The sequence below is a fragment of the Mycobacterium colombiense genome, assembly GCF_003284975.1.
Classification (GTDB): Bacteria; Actinomycetota; Actinomycetes; order Mycobacteriales; family Mycobacteriaceae; genus Mycobacterium; species Mycobacterium europaeum_A.
Genome location: NZ_QMEU01000058.1, coordinates 1 through 19,310, shown reverse-complemented (window position 1 = coordinate 19,310; position 19,310 = coordinate 1). Strand labels below are relative to the sequence as shown.

Genomic DNA, 19,310 nt, shown 5'->3' with positions numbered 1-19,310 from the left:
ACCGCCTTCACGAACCGGAATCAATGCCCGCCCGGCGCGACTTTGACCCCTGCCCGAACCCCCGCCTGGACGGCTAGATTGACCCCTATGCGAGTTGTTCGTCTGTTCGGCGCGGTCCTGACGATCCTCGTAGCGGGGCTGCTCTGGGCAACCCCAGCCGGGGCGCAGCCCCCGTTCAAGCTCACCGACCACATCACCGACAGCACCGGGGTGCTGACGGCTTCCGACCGGGCAGCGGTCAGCGAAGCGCTCGACCGGCTCTACCGGGATCGCCACATTCAACTGTGGGTCGTCTACGTCGACAACTTCAACAGGTTCAAACCCGACAATTGGGCCGATAAGACACGCAGCGCCAGCGGGATCGGCGACCACGACGCGATGCTGGCCGTCGCCACCAACACCAAGCTGTACGCGTTCAGCGTGCCGCCACAGGTGCAGGGCCTGACACCAGCCGAGTTGAACAGCTTGCGCAGCAACCAGATTGAACCCGTTCTCGGCGCTAAGAACTGGGGTGGAGTGGCGGTCGCGGCGGCCGACGGGCTGGACAAATCGGCCAGCTCGCCTAAGGCGGTGGGCTCGTCAAAGTCGAGCTGGCTGCCGATCGCGGTCGGCGTCATCGCGGTCGTCGTCGTCCTGCTGCTGTTGCTTCTGCTGTTCCGCGCACGACGCCGCCACCGCGCGCGCACTGCCGGTGGGCAGGTGGCCGTCGACGGCGGCGAACATCCGTTGCAGCAGGCGTTGTCGACCGCGGAAGCCAGGGTGCGCCAGATCTCTGACTATGCCGCCAGGCATCGCGCCAACATCGGATCCGAGGCCCAGGCCAGGCTCGACGACGCGAAACGGCATCTGGCAGCGGCGCGCGACAAGGAGGCAGGCAACCAGGACGAAGCGATTGCGTACGCCAACCGGGCATCGACGCTGGCCGCGCAGGCGCAAACGCAGGCCAATACCGACGTGTTAGAGGCCCACCGCACGCCGCGACGACGCGGCAACGCGTCTACCCGGTGATCGAGGATCAAATGCCGCGCGGGCGTCATGGTCTCGCCGAACGATTGCAGGCGCTCTGGTCGCCCGTCAAGGGCTTTCGTATCCTGACCGGGCGTCGGCGGGCACCAGCGAGTGCGTGACTTCCGCGCCCTCGAAGGTGACTGTGTGCGCGGCACGGCGCAGGGGCTCGATAGTGCCACCCGGGTGCGCGATAACGCCGCCGCCAGCGGGGATTCCGAGGCCGGTCACCGATCCGTCGAGCAACTGGATCGTTCGTGAGAGTCGCGTCCACCCGGCCCGCTCGTCGTGCGCGTCGACGACCATCGGCACCAAATTGAACAGGGTGAGCAGCTCGGTCGCGGAAGTTTCCGGTGTGTCGGCTAGTTCGTGGCGTCCGAGCTGGACGGCGCCGGCCGAAACACCCACGACGACAGCTCCTTTGGCGTACCGGTCCAGAATCACGTCCTTCATGCGCGTTTTCTCGAACGTAGTCCAGCCACGACGCACATCGCCGCCGGCGAGGACGATCAATTCTGCACGGTCGAGCAAGGCGCGGTCATCGGGTCCGAAAGATGATCTGACCATGCCGCGGTCGGTGATTTCCGCGGCATCCATTGCCGCATCAAAGATGTCGTAGAACTCCATGCGATCACCGTTAGAGGCACCGATGTAGGCCGCGCTCGGCGGCTTGTCGGACGCCAACCCGTCGAGGGCTTCTTCGATAAGCAGTCGGTGGTGGTCACGCTTCCAGAACAGCAGCTGGCTGTCTGCCAGCAGGTAAAGCGGTTGACGTTGTGGCACCGTCACTTCGGCTGGTCTTTGCCGGTGAGCTCGTCGAAGCGGGTGATCGCGGCGTCGAGGTCGGCCTCGTCGAAGACTTCGATGCGGTTGATCAGGTCGCCGTCGAGAGTCAAAAGAGTTATCTCGAGCCACTCGGCATCGAAGCCGTCCGGCGACGTCCCATGCGTCGACTGGGTGACGACAGCTCCGAGATCGCTCAGCCGATGCACCGCATAGACGTAGATCTTCGCCTGCGGCGCCACCTGCCATGTGGCATGGATGTATGGAACCAGGTCACCGGGCGAAAACGCTCGACCTCGCCGGTGGTCTAGGTTTACCCAGTCTGGCGTCGTCAATGGAAGCTTGTGTTCGTTGAACCCGGCGAAAGCGCGCAACAGAGTCGACCAGGTACGCCGATGGGCGGCCGTTTCGACTGCCAGATAACGCGTTTCGAGTTCTTCGAAAGCGCGGTCGATGTCGTGGACATCGAAGAATACGTGTGCCGCAATTCGCCCGGCGGAGTCGATCTCGGCGATTCCCAGCATCTCGATGACGAATCCCTCCGGTTCTAAGCCGTGGTCAAAGGAACGCACACGAATGAGGGCGAGGCGCTCGCCGCGAGTCGCAATGACCGTCAGAGTTACCCGCGCGAGGCCCTCTTCCAAAGCTCGCATGTTTTCCAGCACGACATCGCGACCGCCCCAGAACCCCACATTCACCACTCGACGGCGGTCCTCGACGAAGCTGTTGTCGGCCAAAATCTCGGCGGCCGCCGCCCAATCCCGGGCCGCCGAGCGCGTGAAGAGAAGGCGCTCCGCCCGGCTCGCTGCATTCTCCAGTCGCTGCGTTGGTTGGTGCAGCTCCTTAAAGCGTGTGAGCGCTTTATCGAGGTCTGCCTCGTCGAACACCTCTATGCGGCTAAGCAGGTCGCGCTCGACCGCAATCACGTAGGTCAACCGCAATTCCGCGTCGAAGCCCTCGCGCGAGCGCATCCTCAGCACTTGAGTAGTGACGGCTCCGAGTTCGCTCAGTTGATGCACGGCTTCGATGTAGGCGCTGGTTTCCGAAGTGAGATCCCACATGGCACCAACGGATCTGGCCAGATCAACGTCGTCGATGGATACGAGAGGTCGATGATCGATGTAAACCGGGTCCGGCGTCGTTGCGGGAAGTTCGTGGCGATTGAATTGGGTGTTGGCACCGATCACCACCGACCACGTGTCGGCGTGATTGGCTGCTTCGCCGGCAAGGTAACGGCTTTCGAGCTCCGCAAAGGCGGCGTCGATGTCTTCGAGATCGAAAATGACGTCCGCCGCGACGCGTCTCGCGGAATCGACCTCGACGACGATCAACGCATCATTTGCAACGGCTTCGGGGTCGCTGCCCGAAACGCGAACACGGATCAGCGCGAGGCGTGCGCCACGTGTCGCTATGACGTTCAGCATCTTTAAGGTGAACCCGACCTCAGCGAGCGCCCTCGAGCTTTCGATATTGGCTTTCCGGCCGCTGATGACTCCGGCATTCACCACTCGCCGACGGTCGTCGACGGAGATGTTTTCGGCCGTTAGCTCGGCGAGGGCGTCCCAGTCACGGGCATCCAGATGCTCACAAATGCGCTCGTACGCCTGGCTTGCCGCATTTTTCAGAACCGGCCGACTGAGCTCGTCGAACCGGGCGAGCGCCGCGTCGAGGTCTGCCTCGTCAAAAATTTCGGCCCGTCTGATCAAATCACCTTCGATCGTCAGAATGTTGATCGCCCGCCACTCGCCCTCGAAACCGTCCTGCGATGTCCCCTTGGCCGCATAGGTGATGGCCGCTCCGAGGTGGTTGAGCCGATGCACGGCCTCAATGTAGATGTTCAGATTCGGCGCAAGCTCCCACGAAGCGCGAAGGTTCGCGATCGCGTCACCGGACGCAATTGTGGTCACGTGCCGATGATCGATGTCGACGAAGTCTGGCGTTGTCGGGAAAAGCTCGTGCCGGTTCATCGCGGTATAGGCCCCCGAGACTACCGACCAGGGGTGCGCGTGCGCGGCTGCTTCTCCGGCGAGGTATCGGTTTTCGAGCTCCGCAAAAGCGCTGACGAAGTCCTCCGCGTCGAACACGACCGTAGCCGCACATCGGTTGTCGTCGTTGACATGTACGACGGAAATCGCGGCAGCTTGCGATGCCGCGGGCAGCGAATCCTGGCTTGCAAAGGTGAAACGCAAGATTGCGAGGCGCTCTCCACGAGTCGCAACTGTGGTCGCTCGGACATCGGACTTCCAAACCTCGGCGGTGGCGCGCCAATTCGCCATCTCAACGTCTCGACCGCGGCGGATTCCGGCGTTTATGCCTCGGCGGCGGTCGTCGGAACAGAACTCTTCATCGATCAGCTCTGCCATGGCATCCCAGTTGCGTGCCGCAAACTGTGCCAGGAATAGTTCGACTGACCGCGTTGCGGCGTTTTCCAACCGCGATGCCGGCCGGCTTAATTCCTTCAACCGCGCGATGGCGGCGCCCGGGTCCGTCTCGTCGAATACTTCGCAACGGGTGAGTCGACCCTCCTCCACGAGGAGAAGCATGACCATGCGCCATTCGACTCCCACGCCGTCCGGCGAGGACCCGTGTGCATAGTTGGTGATTACCGCGCCCCGGCTGTTGATTTCGTGCACGGCTTCGATGTGGACCTTGAAGTCCGGGGTGAGATCGAAGAGGGTGTGTACGGCCGAAGTCATATCGCTGGCGCTGAACGGTGTGCCTTGCCGGCGGTCGACGGTGACCCAGTCCTCTGGGGGATACTCATGCCGGTTGAACATCTCGTGCACGCCTGCTATCGCCGACCAAACGTCTGCATGAGCGGCCGCTTCGCCTGCGACATAGCGGGCATCGAGTTCGTTGAACGCAGCCTCAATATCGTCAAGGTCGAACACGAGGCGCGCCACGGCCTGACCTCCGGCGTCGAGCTCGATGATGTCGAGACCCACCACGGAGAATCCGTCGTGCCCGGGGTCCGCGCCCGAGATCTGCACACGACTGAGGACAAGGCGCGCTCCTCGAGTTGCGATTACCTCCGTCATCAGGTCAATGCCGAGCTCGGCTAGCGCCGAAACCTCGTCCATCACAGCAGATTTCCCCGGTCGAATGCCGGCATTGACGACGCGACGACGGTCCTCGGTGCACACGTTGTCGGCGAACATGTCGGCGATCGCTCGCATATCGCGTGACGCATAGCATGCCTTGAAACGCTCGTATAACCGACTTGCCGCATTCTCCGGTCGGCCCGGCGCCTGAATCGCCTCGAAGCAGGCAAGCGCATCCGCAAGGTCTGACTCATCGAAAAGCTCTGTGCGGCTGATGCGGTCACCGTCGAATCGCACAACGTCGACTACGTGCCACTCGGCATCGAAGCCCTCTGGAGAGGTCCCTATCGCGACGTGACTGACCACGGCGCCGCAGTCGCTCAGCCGGTGCACAGCCGCAATGTAGATGCGGGCGCGCGGCGAAAGTTCCCACGTAGCATGGAGAAACGCCCCTAGGTCACCCGCACCGATCGGTGCAAGTCTTCGGTGATCGGTGTTCACCCAATTCGGTGTGGTCGCCGGCATTTCCCGCCGGTTCAGCGCGGCGAAAGCCTCTGCCATGAGCGACCAGGTGCGGGCGTGAGGGGCGGCCTCGCCGGCCAGGTACCGCGAATCGAGTTCGGCGACAGCGGCGTCGAAGTCGTCGGCATCGAACACGACGCGTGCCACCACCCGGTTTTCGGCATCTATCTCGACGAGACCGAGCACCTCGCTGTGAAACGCGGCGGGTCCTTGCTCGGGGCCAAAAAATCGAGTACGACCTAAGAAGAGGCGCTCGCCCCTTATCGCGATGACGTCTGAAACCATCTTCTTGATACCGACGTCAGCCCACGCCCGCATATTTTCGATATCGACCTCTCGGGTCGATTGGACTCCCGCGCCCACCACGCGACGACGATCGTCACTCGAAAAGTCTTCGGCCGTCATCTCTGCCATCGAATCCCAGTCGTGCGCCGCGAAGTACGCTAGGTATCGGTCACTGATTTGGCTTGCTTTGTTTTGCAGTTGCCGCGCACTTGAGTGCAGCTCCTCAAACCTCGCGATCGCGGCATCGAGGTCCGACTCGTCGAAGATCTCCAAGCGATTGACCAAGTCACCTTCGATGGTGAGGATGCTGATCCCCCGCCACTCGGCTTCGAAACCCTCTCGCGAGGTTTCGTGCGTCACATTGGTAACCACAGCCCCTAAGTCGTCCAGTCGATGCACCGCCTCTATGGAGTTGCTCAGGTCAGGCGTAACGAGCCAATTGTTTAGTAATGCAGAGACATGGCCAGGGGCCAACGATATTCCTCGTCGATGATCGATGTTCACCCAATCTGCTGTCGTCGCTGGATGCTCACGCCGATTCAGCGCGGCGTAGGCCCCCGTGATGACAGACCACGTGCGCGCGTAGGCCATCGCCTCGCCAGCAACGTACCGAGCTTCAAGTTCGGCGATGGCGGCGTCGAAGTCTTCAAGATCGTAGGAGACGACCCGGGCGATTCGGTCTCCGGCATCGACCGCGACAACATTGAGCGCATCGTTTTGGACTGCGCCTGGATCGCGGCCAGCCGCGCGACTACGGGCGAGGACGAGACGTTCTCCGCGGATCGCAATGGCGCTGACCATCGAGATCGTGAACCCGACTTCAGCGGCTGCCTGCAAGTCTCGGATCACGGCGTCCCGACCATGTTGGGTCTCGGCAGCCACGACCCGCCGGTGATCAATACCTACATAGTCGTCGGCCACCTTCTCAGCCATGGCATTCCAGTCGCCAGCCGCGAAGTGCGACCAGACATGTTTGAATACGCGCGAGGCTGCATTCTCCAGCCCCGGCGTCGGTTGCCCGAGCTCCTCAAACCTCGTGATCGCGGCCCTAAAGTCCGTGTCGTCGAAAACTTCCGTCCGGTGAATCACGCCATCCGCGACCGCAAAAACCGCGATCCCGCGCCACTCCGCCCTCAAGCCCTCTTCCGAAAACTCTTGTGCCGCATAGGTGATGACTGCCCCGGCATCGCTCAGCCGATGCACTTGCTCGACATAGATGTTGCTGTTCTGCTGAGAATCCCACCCAGCGTTGATGTATGCGGATACATCGCCAGGCCCGAACGCCGTCTCACGGCGATGGTCGACATTGACGCAGTCGGGCGAGGTCCGTGGAGGCTCTTGCCGGTTGAGCGCGGCGTAGCTACTCGCAACGGCCGACCACGTGCATGCGTGTACCGCCGCTTCGCCGGCGAGGTAGCGGGCGTCGAGTTCGGTTATGGCCGCATCGAAGTCATCGAGGTCGAAGACGATTCGCGCCAGCAGTCGCTCGTCGGAGTCGATTTCAATCACGTCGAGAACATCGGTGTGGAAGGCGCCTGGCTCTTGATCCCAATCCGCGTAGCTCAGACGAGTGAGAATCAGGCGGGTGCCACGCGTCGCAACGACGGTCGACGTCATGTTGGTGCCCCCGAGGTCGGCGACGACGCGCATGCTGGCGATCTCGGCGTCTCGACCGTGCCGCGCTTCCGCGCCCACCACTCGACGGCGATCCTCGGTGGAGAAGTTTTCGGCCAGCATCTCTGCCAACGCGTCCCAGTCGTGTGCCGTGAAGTGCGCCAGGAAGCGCTCGGCCACTTGGCTAGCCGTGTTTCCCGGCCTGAGTGCCGGTCGGCCAAGCTGGTCGAATCTTGCGATCGCGGCGTCGAGGTCTGCCTCGTCGAAGAGCTCAGAGCGGTCGATCAGGTCACCTTGGACCGTCAACAAGTTAACCTCTAGCCACTCGGCGTCGAAGCCGTTCGGTGACGTTCCAGGCAACACCTCGGTGACAACCGCTCCGAGGCTGCTCAGCCGATGCACTGCCTCGACGTAGATTTTGGCCTGCGGCGCGAGTTCCCACGCGGCCCGAATGTAGGGGACCAAATCGCCGGGGGAGAACCCTCTTCCGCGACGGTGGTCGATCGTCAACCAGTCTGGCGTCGCCGAGGGTAGCTGGTGTGCGTTGAACGCGGCGAAAGCCTGCAAAATAGCCGACCACGTATTCGAATACGGCGCGGCTTCGCCCGCGAGGTACCGGCGGTCGAGCTCTCCGAAGGCGGCGTCGATGTCATCGAGGTCCAACACGACGATCGCGGTGATCTCATCGTCGGCGTTGATTTCGACAATGTTGAAGGCATCGTTTTGAATCGTCTCGGGATCGTGACCGGACGCGCGCACCCTGGTGAGGGCGAGGCGGTCACCTCGGGTCGCCACGACGTCTGCCATCCATATCGCGAAGCCGAGGTCGGCAGCCACCCGCAGATCCTCGATTACGGTTTCCCGACTGCCGCGGTCCCCGGCATTCACCACGCGGCGGAGATCGGCACCGGAAAGGTCAACGGAGACAACCGCTGCTGCGCGGTCCCAATCGCGGGCGGCGAAGAATGACCAGAAGCGTTCGTATACACGCGTTGCCGCGTTCTCCAGCCTGCGCGCTTTCGGGTGCTCTGCTTCGAGCCGGGCGTCGACCGCCTCGAGTTCGGCGATCGCGGCGTCCATGTCGTCGATGTCGAACCACACGTGTAATGCGATCTGGCCTTCCTGGTCGAGGCCAAATAGCTGGAGCGAGTCGTCGCGCGGCGCCCCCGGGCTCGCGTCGCCGGTATGCACCCGTAATCCGGTCAGCGCCAGGCCTTCGCCCCGCACTGCGATGATCTGATGACCGTGCCACACACCACCAAGGTTCCGCGTACTCCTGACCACGTCGTTGATCCATTGGCGAGGGGAAACGATCACTCGTGGGAAGCCGACGATTCCGCGGCGACTCTCAAGGGTGATCTCGGGTGCAAGGCACCGCTCAGTCTCGTCCCAGGCCTCGCGGTCGATAGCGGCGTCTAGCTCTCGGATGGCTCGCACGCACGCATTGTCGAGTTCGACAACTGGCGCCTCGGGCGAAGCCGGCGCGGGCGGAACGGCACTTTCGCCGAGAACGGCCCGCGCCATGTCCGCAAGCGCCGCAGCGCCTTTGCGTTCATACAGATCGACCGCTTGCTGGGCGGCGGTTCGTGCCGCCGCCATGTCGCCGCCACGCCCCAAAACCGTGGCCAGGGTAAGGCACGCGTCGCCGTGATCGACCAGCGCGTCGGTGCGCTCGGCCAAAGTCACCGCGGCCTCGGCGACCTGATGGGCCGCATCGTAGTCGTTGCCGCGGGCCAGTAAATGTGCCCGAAGCGTGCGCCATGCGATCGAGGCCTTCAGCGCGTGCCCGGCCAGACGCTCGCTTTCCGTGCACAATTCGGCGGCCTCAGTCTCGCGGTCGAGAGCAAGGCATGCGCGCCCCAGCAGTGCCGCGGTCTCGGCGGTGTCGGCGTCCAGGCCCATGCGGCGAAAGCCGTTGTAGGCCTTGCGCAGGTGTGCCTCCGCAGCCGCGGGATCATTGCCGATGAGTTCGACGATGCCGGCGAACTGCTCAACTTCCAGCAGTGCGTGGCGCAGACCGAGCTCGGTGACCGTGCGCCGGGCCGAATCGATCATCCGCCGGGCCGCAGCCGTACGGCCGCGGAACGCCTCGAGCACGGCCTGGCATCGCGTGGAGGTGGCCTCGACGGCGGGGGAGTCGGTCGTGATCCGAAGCAGCCGCACCACATCCAGGCACCGGCCGCCCGCGCGCGGAACCGGATTGGGGCCCCACAGCGCCGCCAGAGGGGCGCCCGCCAAAACCGCGTTCACCCGGCGATGTTCGCGTGCCCGCCGCGCTGCGGTCAGGGCGTCGTCGAGGGCAACTTCGCAGTCACCGATGCGGCCAAGGCGGGCGAGGCACCCGGCGCGCACGGTGTGCGCCTTGGCTTCTCCAGCGGAGTCGTCCAGTTCGGCGAGTTTGGCGGCGGCCGCGCCCAACGCGATTTCGACCTCGTCGAGCCGTTCGGGGTGAATCAACATGGTCAACTGACCGTCGAAACATGTCGCCCACGCCGCCAGCCGGGCCGAATCCACTGTCGCGGCTTGCAATTGAGAGATCGCACCGGCTGCGGAGGCCACGTCACCGGCGGCCAGCAGAGCCTCGCAACGCGCGACCAATAGCTCAACGGTCTGGTCGTCGCGGTCGGGAAGCTCGTCGTCGATCTCTTCCAGCGCGTGCAAGGCGCGGTGGTAAAGGTCAGCGGCGCCCTCGTAAGCGAGTCGTGCCATCGCCTGGTCTGCGGCACGCCGACAGTAGAACACGGCCTTGGCCGCGTTCCCCGCCCACGCACATTCGAAATAGTGATGAGCCAGTTCGGCCAGCAGCTCGTCGTCGGCGCCCGGCGACGCCTCCAAGGTGGTGGCGATGCGCTGGTGCAATCGCATGCGCCGCACCGACGCCAGCTCGGCAAGCAGTGACTGCCGGACGATGGCGTGGTTGAACCGGTAGAAGCCGCCGGGCTCTTCGATGACGATGCCGGCCTGACGCGCTTCGTCGAACGCGTCGACGAGGTCTGTGCCGACCACCTGTTCGACCAGCTCCAAAGCAAAGCGGCTGCCGATCACCGCGGCGGCAGCAAGGGCTTTGTTTGTCTCGATCGGCAGACGAGAAAGCCTGCGGCTCACAGCTTCCCGTACACCCTGGGGCAGGGTGCTCTGGTCCCACACGCCGCCACTCTCGTCGACGTGACGCAGTGCCTCGATGAGGAAGAAGGGGTTGCCGCCGGTAACCGAGGCCAGCGCGTGGGCGAGTTCCTCGTCGTCGTAGCCCACCTCGGCGACGTAGGCGGTCACGTCGTCCTCGTCGAGGCCGCCGAGGCTGAGCCGATTGGCCGTGCCATCTCGGTGCAGGTCGGCGAGCGTCGCCGCCAGAGGGTGGGCCCGGTCGAGGTCGGTGCTGCGGTAGGTACCGACGATTTGGACGCGGGCGTGGTCGCCGAAGCGCAACAGATGCCGCAGCAGCAGCAGCGTCGGCTTGGCCGCCCAGTGCAGGTCGTCGAGAACGAGAAGGACTGGCGCGCTTGTCGACGCGGTCTCCAGCAGAGCGACGACGGCATCGAAAAGCGCGTAGCGCTCCGTGTCGGGATCCGAGTGTGCGGGGCGAACGAGATCGGGCACGACATCGGCCAGCCCGGGCACGATTGACAGCAACGCCTCGACGCCGCGCAGCCCCCTCAGCCGGTCGGGTCCCATGCAGGGCACCAGTGAACGCAACGCTTCCGCGAACGGCTGATAGGGCGCGCCCAAGTCCTCGTCGCAGCGGCCGTAGAGCACGATCGCTCCGAGCTCGTACGCCCGCTGCGACCATTCGCCGGCCAGGCGTGTCTTGCCCACACCGGGTTCGCCGGCGACCAGCACCGTGCGGACGCCGCCGGCCAGCGCGGTCTGCCATGCGGACAGCAGCCCCTCGAGTTCGCGGCCGCGTCCGACGAATGGCCCCGGACCGACGAGTACCGCCGGAAGGTCGGGGCGCTCCAAGGGCGCCGCTTCGACAGTATGCGACTCTGGTTGTGCCACACCGTTTTCCATGCGCAGTTCGAAGACATGCTCAGGGCGCGCGAGGTTTTTCAGCTGACGCATCCCCAGATCGGTGAGCAACACGTCGTCGGCCAACGTGTCGATGACGAGCTCGGCCGTCGCGCCGGAGCACAGGATCTGGCCGCCCTCGGCCAGTGACCGCAGCCGCGCGACCCGGTTGACGGCCCGGCCGAAGTAGTCGCCGTCACGAAGCTCGACCTCGCCGGTGTGCAGGGCCATCCGGACACGGATGGGATCGGGCGACGCCCACGGCTCGTGCGCGATCGCGTCCTGCAGCTCCACGGCGGCGGAGGCGGCCGCGGAAGGCCGGTCGAACACCGAGAACGTCGCGTCCCCCTCGCCGCGCGTTTTGATCAGCCGTCCTCCCCGCGACGTGACGACTTGTTCGACGAGCTCGTCGTGGCGCGCGAGCGCCACCGCCATGGCGTCGGCATCGGCCTCCCAGGCAGCCGTCGACCCCTCGATGTCGGTGAGCAGAAAGGTGACCGCGCGCGTCACCGACGGAGCATGTTGTGCCACAGCCACATCCAGCGACGCGTCCTGCGCGACGATCGCGGCCTCGAGCCGGCGGAGATTCGGGCCGGGATCCACCCCGAGTTCGTCGGCGAGCAGCGATCGCGCTCGCTGATAAGCGCCGAGGGCCTCGCCCTGACGGCCGGCCCGGTAGAGGGCGAGCATCAGCTGACCCCATCGCCTTTCCCGCAGCGGGGCCTCAGCCACGGCCGCCTCGAGATCGCCGATGACTTCCGCGGCGCGGCCCGTGGCCAGCAACGCGTCCGCGCGATCTTCGACCAGCGCGGCATGGCTCTCGACCCACCGCGTCTTTTCCGAAGTTCCGGGCCGGCCATCGGGAAGTTCGGGGGTCCCACGCCAAAGGGCAAGGGCCTCCTCGAACCGGGCCACCGCTTGGCTGGTGTCGCCAGCGGCGGCGGCGTCGCGCCCCAGCCGGGCCGCCGACTTGTAGCGCGAGGCGTCGATCTCGCTGTCGGCCAGAACCCAACCCGCCCCCTGGGTCAGGACAAAGCCGTCACCCAGGGCGCGGCGTAACGAGGAGATGTGGGTCTGCAGGGCCTTGGCCGCGGTGCGCGGCGGCTCCTCGCCCCAGAGCAGTTCGACGAGGGTGTCGGCCGGCACGACGGACCCGCCGTGCAGCCCCAGCATCGTGAGGATGGCGCGCGGTTTCGCGCCCGGTATAGCGACGGGCGTCCCGTCTTGCCGGACCTGGAGAGGTCCCAACACCCCCAGTTCCACCGATGAAAGCGTACTCACGTCAGCTATCTTCGGCGGGACAATTCAATACTCGGTCAAGATTGGGTAAAGGCACGCTGCCTGCAGTTCTTGAATGCCCGCAACCTGACGTGAGCGCCAAGTATGTTGGCCAGCTACTGAGCGGGTACTCGCCCACTCGTGCACGAGGAAACTCAGGGCAGGCACGGAGTGTCGCCTTCCAGACATCGCCGTCGACCCGACCCGTTACCGTTGATGCCCATGGACAGCGACCGGAGTGACTCCGCCTTCACCTGGCAGGGCCGGCGCGACTTGGTGAACCGCATGCATGACCAGCTCGATGAGCTGGTGGCGGCGCGTGACCAAATGGAACAACTAGTGCGAGTCATCGTCGAGATCGGCTCGGATCTGGACCTAGACGTGACGCTGCAGCGGGTCCTCAACGCGGCGATGGAGTTGACCGGCGCCCGCTACGCCGCCCTGGGCATACGCGCCGCCGACGGCACGCTCGTTTCTTTCGTGCATGCGGGAATCGACGTTGAAACTGCGCGGCTGCTCGGCGATCTTTCGGTCGGCGATGGTCTGCGCATTGATGATATGAATACCCATCCCGACACCGCGGAACTGGCGGGACACGGACTGCCGATGCATGCGCTGCTCGGCATCCCGATCACCGTGCGGGGGGCCAACTTCGGCAGCCTGTATTTGGCCGACGACCGTCCGGGACGCGTCTTCTCCGACTCCCAGGAAGGCGCCGTACGAGCGATGGCCACGGCGGCGGCCGCCGCCATCGACAACGCCCGACTATTCGAACGAGAGCGCGAATCGGCGAGATGGACGAAGGCCAGCCGCGAGATCACGACGGCGCTGTTGTCCGGCGACCCGCAGACCGGGCCGTTGCAGCTCATCGTGAATCGGGCGTTGGAGCTGGCGGGCGCCGAGCAGGCGATCCTACTGGTGCCCCGGGAGCCCGAACGGCCCGTCGGTGAGGTCGACACCCTGGTCGTGGCCGCAACGGCGGGCCGCTACTCCTCGGAGGTGATCGGTCGGCAGGTTCCGATGGACGGCTCGACCACGGGTGGTGTGGCCCGCCGCGGGCTGCCGCTGATCACTGACTCCTTCGAATACCCGATCGAGGGATTCACCGACGTCGGCGAACGCTCGGCGATTGTCATGCCGCTGATCGCCGACGGTGCCGTACTCGGCGTCATCGCCGTCGCGCGCGACCCGCACCAGCCCGCCTTCGGCAACGACTACCTGGATCTCGTCAGCGACTTCGCTCGGCACGCGGCCATCGCACTGGCGCTGGCGGCGGGTCGCGAACACGCGCTCAACCAGGAACTGGCCCAGGCCGACACGGTCGATGACGCCGTGCATGCCGCCGCCGAGGAATTGCGCCGGCTATGGCGGGCACGCCGGGTTCTGGCCGTCACCTTCCCCGCACAAAGCTCGTCCGCCGAAATGGCGTTCGGTGAACCCCAAGTCGTGTCGGTTGGCGAGCCGGCAGAGTGGGCCGATTTGTCACCGCACACCCAGCAGGCGCTCAGTTCATTGCGCGACGGCGATCTGCTCACCTGTAACTCGAGAGAACCCGGGACGGCCGGCATCGCACTGCAGCACCCCGACGGTGTGCTCGTCGTCTGGATCGATCTGACCGACCAGCGCCTGTTCACCCTTGAGGACCAGACCTTGCTCACGGTCCTGGCGGGCCGCCTCGGCCAGGGGCTGCAGCGGGTGCATCAGGTCGACCAGCAACGCGAAACCGCGCTGGCCCTGCAACACGCGATCCTCGGCCCCGCCGATCTGCCGGCCGGGTTCGCGGTGCGGTATCAGGCCGCGACGAGGCCTTTGCAGGTCGGCGGCGACTGGTACGACATCGTCGACCTGGAAGACGGGCGGATCGCCCTGATCGTCGGCGATTGTGTGGGCCATGGCCTGGCCGCGGCCACCGTGATGGGCCAGGTGCGCAGCGCCTGTCGCGCGCTGTTGTTCGAAAACCCAAGTCCCGGTGCGGCTCTCGCCGGGATGGATCGCTTCGCTGCGCGGCTGCCCGGCGCGCAATGCACCACCGCGGTCTGCGCGGTGCTTACTCCCGAGACCGGTGAACTGGTTTACTCCAGCGCCGGTCATCCGCCGCCCATCCTGGTGCACAGCGACGGCACCACCCAGATGCTCGACGACGGTCACACCATCGCCCTGGGAATACGAGGTGACTGGCCCCGCCCGGAAGCCCGTGTGACCATCCCGGCGCGTTCGACGCTGATGCTCTACACCGACGGCCTGGTCGAGCGCCGCCGTGCCCCGCTCGACCACGGCATCTCCCGGGTGGCCGACGCCGCGCAGGACGCCCGCGCGTTGACGCTGGACGAACTGGCCAACCGGGTCATGTCCGGTGTCGCGCCGACCGGCGGATATCAGGACGACGTTGTCCTGTTGCTCTATCGCCACCCGGCCCCGCTGGAGCTGAATTTTCCCGCCGACGTGAGCCAACTTGCGCCCACCCGCACCGCCTTGCGCGACTGGCTGGCCAAGGCGCGATTGGGCCCGGATCAGACCCTGAACGTGCTCGTGGCCGCCGGGGAAGCCGTGGCCAACGCCATCGAGCACGGTCATCGACATAGACCGCAGGGCGTAATTCGCCTCGGTGCGATCGCAACCGGCGACGCGGTTCAGCTGACCATCACCGACACTGGCTCGTGGAAGGCTCCGCAACCCGCGTCCCACCCTCATCGCGGTCGGGGTATTCCCCTCATGCGAAGCCTCATGCACGATGTCGATATCCGTCCCGACGACGACGGCACCACAGTCCACCTGTCCGCGAGGATCACCTGATGACCACCCCGCTCACGCTCGACACCGCGCGCGGCAGCGACGGGAAATTCGTGCTGGTGGTCGAGGGTGAAATCGACCTGAGCAATATCGATGCGTTCAACCAGGCGTTGGCGGGCGCCGCCAACCAGGCCACCGGCAGCGAGGAAGCTTTACTCGTCGACATCAGCGCGGTCGAGTACCTCGACAGCGCCGCGATCAGCGCACTCGCCTCCCAAGCCGACCGCATCGAGCTGCTGGCCAACCCGATCCTGATGTCCGTACTGCGAATCAGCGGCCTGAGCGAACTGACCAAGGTCGAACCCGCGCCGCCGAGGCAGTGACGCTGCGGCGGTCCCGCGTTCACACCGCGCGCACTGGCCGCGGCCGCGCTAGCGTAAACGCCTCCAAGTGTTTAGTTCAAAGGATTGAATCCGTATGCCCGGGATCATGATCCGGTTGCCTCTCACCGTGACGGCGGTGATCTTCGGGTTGCCGGCCGGCGCGGCCGTGGGCGACCATCCGCCCGCAGGGGCTGGCGCACCGACCATGGTGCTGACGGGAGGTGCCGCGACCTCGTTGCAGGGTGTGATCGCCTCGCCGGCCGGACGCTGGCCTGCGCCCCTCGACGTTGCGCCGGCGAAGATCGACAAGAGCGTCTCGACCGTCACCTATGACTGCGGGAATCAATCTCCCATCAATGTCGTGAGCATCGACTCCAACGTCACCTTGAACGGGTCGTGCGGTGAGGTCGACGTCAGCGGCTCGGCCAACACGGTGAATCTGCAAACGGTGGCGATCATCAAGGCCACCGGCTCGGGCAACCACATCACCTGGCAGCAGGGGCCCGGCGGCGCGGTGCCGCAAATCAGCAACCCTGGCGGCAGCAACAGCATCGTCGGTCCCGCCGGCATACAGCCGCCATTCCCCGGAAACTGATCAGCAAAGTCAACCTCGTTGTCGCGCAGCGTAACTGCCACGGATGCTGGCCGGCGGGCGCGCGGCGTGCCACGATGGCGTAATGGGTGACGACGCGCTGAACGCGGAACGCGAATTCAACGAGCAGAACATCGACGAGTTCCGCCGCAATGGCGGCAAAGTGGGCGGGCAATTCGAGGGTTTCCCGCTGCTGCTGCTGACGTCGACCGGAGCACGAAGCGGCGCCCAACGCGTCAACCCGGTCGCCTACTTCGATATCGACGGCAAGATTTATGTCGTCGGTTCCGCGGCGGGCCGGGACAACAATCCCGCATGGGTGCACAACATTCGCGCCAATCCCCGCGTGACTGTCGAGATCGGTTCGCAGGCCGCGAAACCCGCGACCGCGCGCGAATTACCGCGCGACGAAAGGGATTCGGTCTATTCGGTGGTGGTCGAACGTGCGCCCGGGTTCGGGGAATACCAGCAACGCACGGATCGACTGATCCCGGTGTTCGAATTGATAACCGACTGAAGGCGTGAGGGGCAACCGTATTCGGGCTTGTCAAATCCGGCCCGTTAATTCTTGTGATTACCGCACAATGATGGCGCGGGTAAGGCCGGATGCGACCGGGTCATCACGCCCGCCTTGCCCCGAACGACGAAGTGAGGTCGGCGATGAGACATTGTCTGCGGCGCTGCGTGATCGGCGGGGTCGCTCTGGTGTTGGCCGGGTTGCCGGTGACGGCGATCGCGGCGCCGGCGACGAGCCGCGCCGACGGTGAATGCGCCCCGGGTTGGGGCTGGAGCGTCGAGCTGAACGAATGTGTGTTCCTCGTCCCGGCCGCAAACGGACCGGGCGGGCCTGGAGGGCCCGGCGGGCCCGGCGGACCGGGACGCCCCGGGCCACACTAGAAAGCCCGCTAGCTGCGGCGACGCGACGCTCGGTTTGGCGAGACAGCCGGGCGGCGGGCGTGGGAACTCCACGCACCCGCCGTTCGTTATACCGGCTAAGTAACCTGTGATTTCCGAGGGGGACAGTAGCAGCATGCCACGCACAGACAACGACACCTGGGATTTGGCGACCAGTGTGGGCGCGACCGCCACGATGGTCGCAGCCGCGCGAGCGATCGCGACCAAAGCCGACAACCCGTTGATCGAGGACCGATTCGCCGAACCGCTGGTTCGTGCCGTCGGGGTGGATTTCTTCACCCGCTGGGTCTCCGGCGACCTGGTGGCCGCAGACGTCGACGACCACGAATCCGGCTGGAAGCTCGAACACATGCCCACCGCGATGGCCGCCCGAACCCGATTCTTCGACTCCTTCTTCCGCGCCGCGACGCAGGCCGGGATCCGGCAGGCCGTGATCTTGGCGTCGGGCCTCGACGCACGCGCTTACCGGTTGGCCTGGCCGGCCGATATGACCGTGTTCGAGATCGACCAGCCGCAGGTGATCGAATTCAAGACCGCGACGCTGGCCAAGCTGGATGCGGCCCCGACGGCGGAGTTGCGTACCGTCGCCGTCGACCTGCGCAACGACTGGCCGAAGGCGTTGGTAGACGCCGGTTTTGACCAGAGCCGGCCCACCGCGTGGATCGCGGAGGGGCTCCTCGGGTACCTGCCGCCCGAGGCCCAAGACCGGCTGCTGGACAACATCACCGCACTCAGCGCTGACGGCAGCCGACTGGCGTGCGAAGCTATTCCGGACATGTCGGAAGTGGACACCGAGAAGGCCCAGCAGATGATGCAGAAGGCCGCCGCGAAATGGCGCGAGCACGGCTTCGAGCTGGATTTCGGCGAGCTCGGTTATCAGGGTGAGCGCAACGACGTCGCCGTCTATCTGGATAACCTGGGATGGCGGTCGGAGGGCGTCCGCATGACTCACTTGCTGGCCGATTCCGGCCTGGACGCGATTCCGCAAACCAATGATTCCGTCTCGGTGGCCGACACCATCTACTACAGCTCGGAGCTTTGTCAATGACCGCACCGCAGCGACGAGGGCTCAACGACGCCGTCACGCGGATATGGAGCTTCCTCGCTCCGGTCTACGATCTGCCGTTCTTGCAGCAGTGGGTGTACCGGCCTCCGCACAACGAGGTGATCGCGCAGCTGCGCACTCACGGCGCTCGCAAGATCGCTGACATCGCCTGCGGTACAGGGATTTTGAGTGATCGAATCGAGCGTGAACTGCAGCCCGACGAGATCTACGGCGTCGACATGTCCGACGGGATGCTCGGCCAGGCTCGAGCCAGGTCGGACCGGGTGCAATGGCTGCGCGCCCCGGCCGAGCAGCTCCCGTTTGACGACGGCGCTCTGGACGCCGTGGTGACAACCTCCGCCTTCCATTTCTTCGATCAGCCGGCGGCATTGCGGGAATTTCACCGGGTGCTGGCCCCGGGCGGCCTGGTTGCCGTCTCGGCGCTCAGTACGCGGCAACCGCGTCTGCAGTCCTCCGCGAACTCCCGGTGGAAGCCGCAACACAACGCGTCGGCACCCGAGATGCGGACATTGTTCGAAAACGCCGGGTTCTCGATCAGCGATCAGCACCGGATCCCGCGACCGGTGTGGACCGCGCTGGTGCCCGACCTGTTGACTGTCGGGATCAAAAGCTGAAACCAGCGCTGAGCGTGAAAACCGCTCGGCGCCAACGTAAACAAGCGACGACGCCCGCTTCGCCGATCGGCGAAGCGGGCGTCTTGTCAGCTATCGATCACAGCGGGATCCACACTCCGAAGAGCCAGAAGCCCCACTGGTTGAAACCGGGATCCCAAATAGGAGTTTCCTGGTAGCCCCAGTAATTGATCGGGCCGTAGTCCCAGTGCCCACCGGGCGGAGGGAGCGGTCGATCCCAGGCCGGCCGCGGCGGCGCGCCGGCTCCCCAGGGGCCAGGTCCATCGCCCCACGGAGCACCGTGGAAGTAACCGCGCTGGGCGTCTCCATGCCAAGGGCCGCCGGGGTGGGGATCCGGTCCACCGAATCCACCGGGAGCACCGGGGTGATCGCCTGGACCACCAGGGCCGCCGGGGTGGTCACCGGGGCCGCCAGGCCCACCCGGACCGCCGGGGTGATCGGGGCCGGGACCACCGGGGC

Annotated in this window: 9 protein-coding genes and 1 pseudogene; 7 read left to right on the top strand and 3 right to left on the bottom strand. The window is 65.4% G+C overall.

Features of this window, described 5'->3' with window-relative positions; genetic code table 11:
• The first annotated feature begins 87 nt into the window (after positions 1-87).
• A complete protein-coding gene (locus tag DQP58_RS17560) occupies positions 88-1,008 on the top strand; it encodes a TPM domain-containing protein (RefSeq protein ID WP_112709549.1) in 921 nt (306 codons plus the stop codon).
• Positions 1,009-1,074: 66 nt separating this feature from the next.
• Here the strand turns inward: DQP58_RS17560 and DQP58_RS17555 are convergent, their stop codons facing one another.
• Both DQP58_RS17555 and DQP58_RS17550 read right to left on the bottom strand, forming a co-directional pair.
• Positions 1,075-1,794, bottom strand: a complete 720-nt coding sequence (locus DQP58_RS17555; RefSeq protein ID WP_112709548.1) for a Type 1 glutamine amidotransferase-like domain-containing protein — start codon at positions 1,792-1,794, stop codon at positions 1,075-1,077.
• A complete protein-coding gene (locus tag DQP58_RS17550; protein WP_112709547.1) occupies positions 1,791-12,518 on the bottom strand; it encodes a BTAD domain-containing putative transcriptional regulator in 10,728 nt (3,575 codons plus the stop codon). The genes DQP58_RS17555 and DQP58_RS17550 overlap by 4 nt, the downstream gene beginning before the upstream one ends.
• Before the next feature lie 237 nt (positions 12,519-12,755).
• Here DQP58_RS17550 and DQP58_RS17545 point away from each other — a divergent pair, with 237 nt between their 5' ends.
• From DQP58_RS17545 to DQP58_RS17515, 6 genes are all read left to right on the top strand, one after another.
• Complete coding sequence (locus DQP58_RS17545; RefSeq protein WP_112709546.1) at positions 12,756-15,326, top strand: SpoIIE family protein phosphatase; 2,571 nt, start codon at positions 12,756-12,758, stop codon at positions 15,324-15,326.
• Positions 15,326-15,646 carry an STAS domain-containing protein gene (locus DQP58_RS17540; protein WP_066869526.1) on the top strand — a complete coding sequence of 107 codons (321 nt, stop codon included), beginning with the start codon at positions 15,326-15,328 and terminating at the stop codon, positions 15,644-15,646. The genes DQP58_RS17545 and DQP58_RS17540 overlap by 1 nt, the downstream gene beginning before the upstream one ends.
• 94 nt (positions 15,647-15,740) lie before the next feature.
• The gene (locus tag DQP58_RS17535) at positions 15,741-16,241 is read left to right on the top strand and encodes a DUF3060 domain-containing protein (RefSeq protein WP_112709545.1); all 501 of its coding nucleotides are present in this window, start codon (positions 15,741-15,743) and stop codon (positions 16,239-16,241) included.
• An 82-nt stretch (positions 16,242-16,323) separates the two neighbouring features.
• A complete protein-coding gene (locus DQP58_RS17530; protein WP_112709559.1) occupies positions 16,324-16,755 on the top strand; it encodes a nitroreductase family deazaflavin-dependent oxidoreductase in 432 nt (143 codons plus the stop codon).
• A 513-nt stretch (positions 16,756-17,268) separates the two neighbouring features.
• Entirely contained in the window at positions 17,269-18,201 is a 933-nt protein-coding gene (locus tag DQP58_RS17520; protein WP_112709544.1) for a class I SAM-dependent methyltransferase, read from the top strand.
• On the top strand, positions 18,198-18,833 hold the full coding sequence (locus DQP58_RS17515) for a class I SAM-dependent methyltransferase (RefSeq protein WP_066876205.1): 636 nt from the start codon (positions 18,198-18,200) through the stop codon (positions 18,831-18,833). The genes DQP58_RS17520 and DQP58_RS17515 overlap by 4 nt, the downstream gene beginning before the upstream one ends.
• A 97-nt stretch (positions 18,834-18,930) precedes the next feature.
• Here the strand turns inward: DQP58_RS17515 and DQP58_RS27210 are convergent.
• Positions 18,931-19,310: pseudogene (locus DQP58_RS27210) on the bottom strand (chitin-binding protein); the annotation flags it as partial.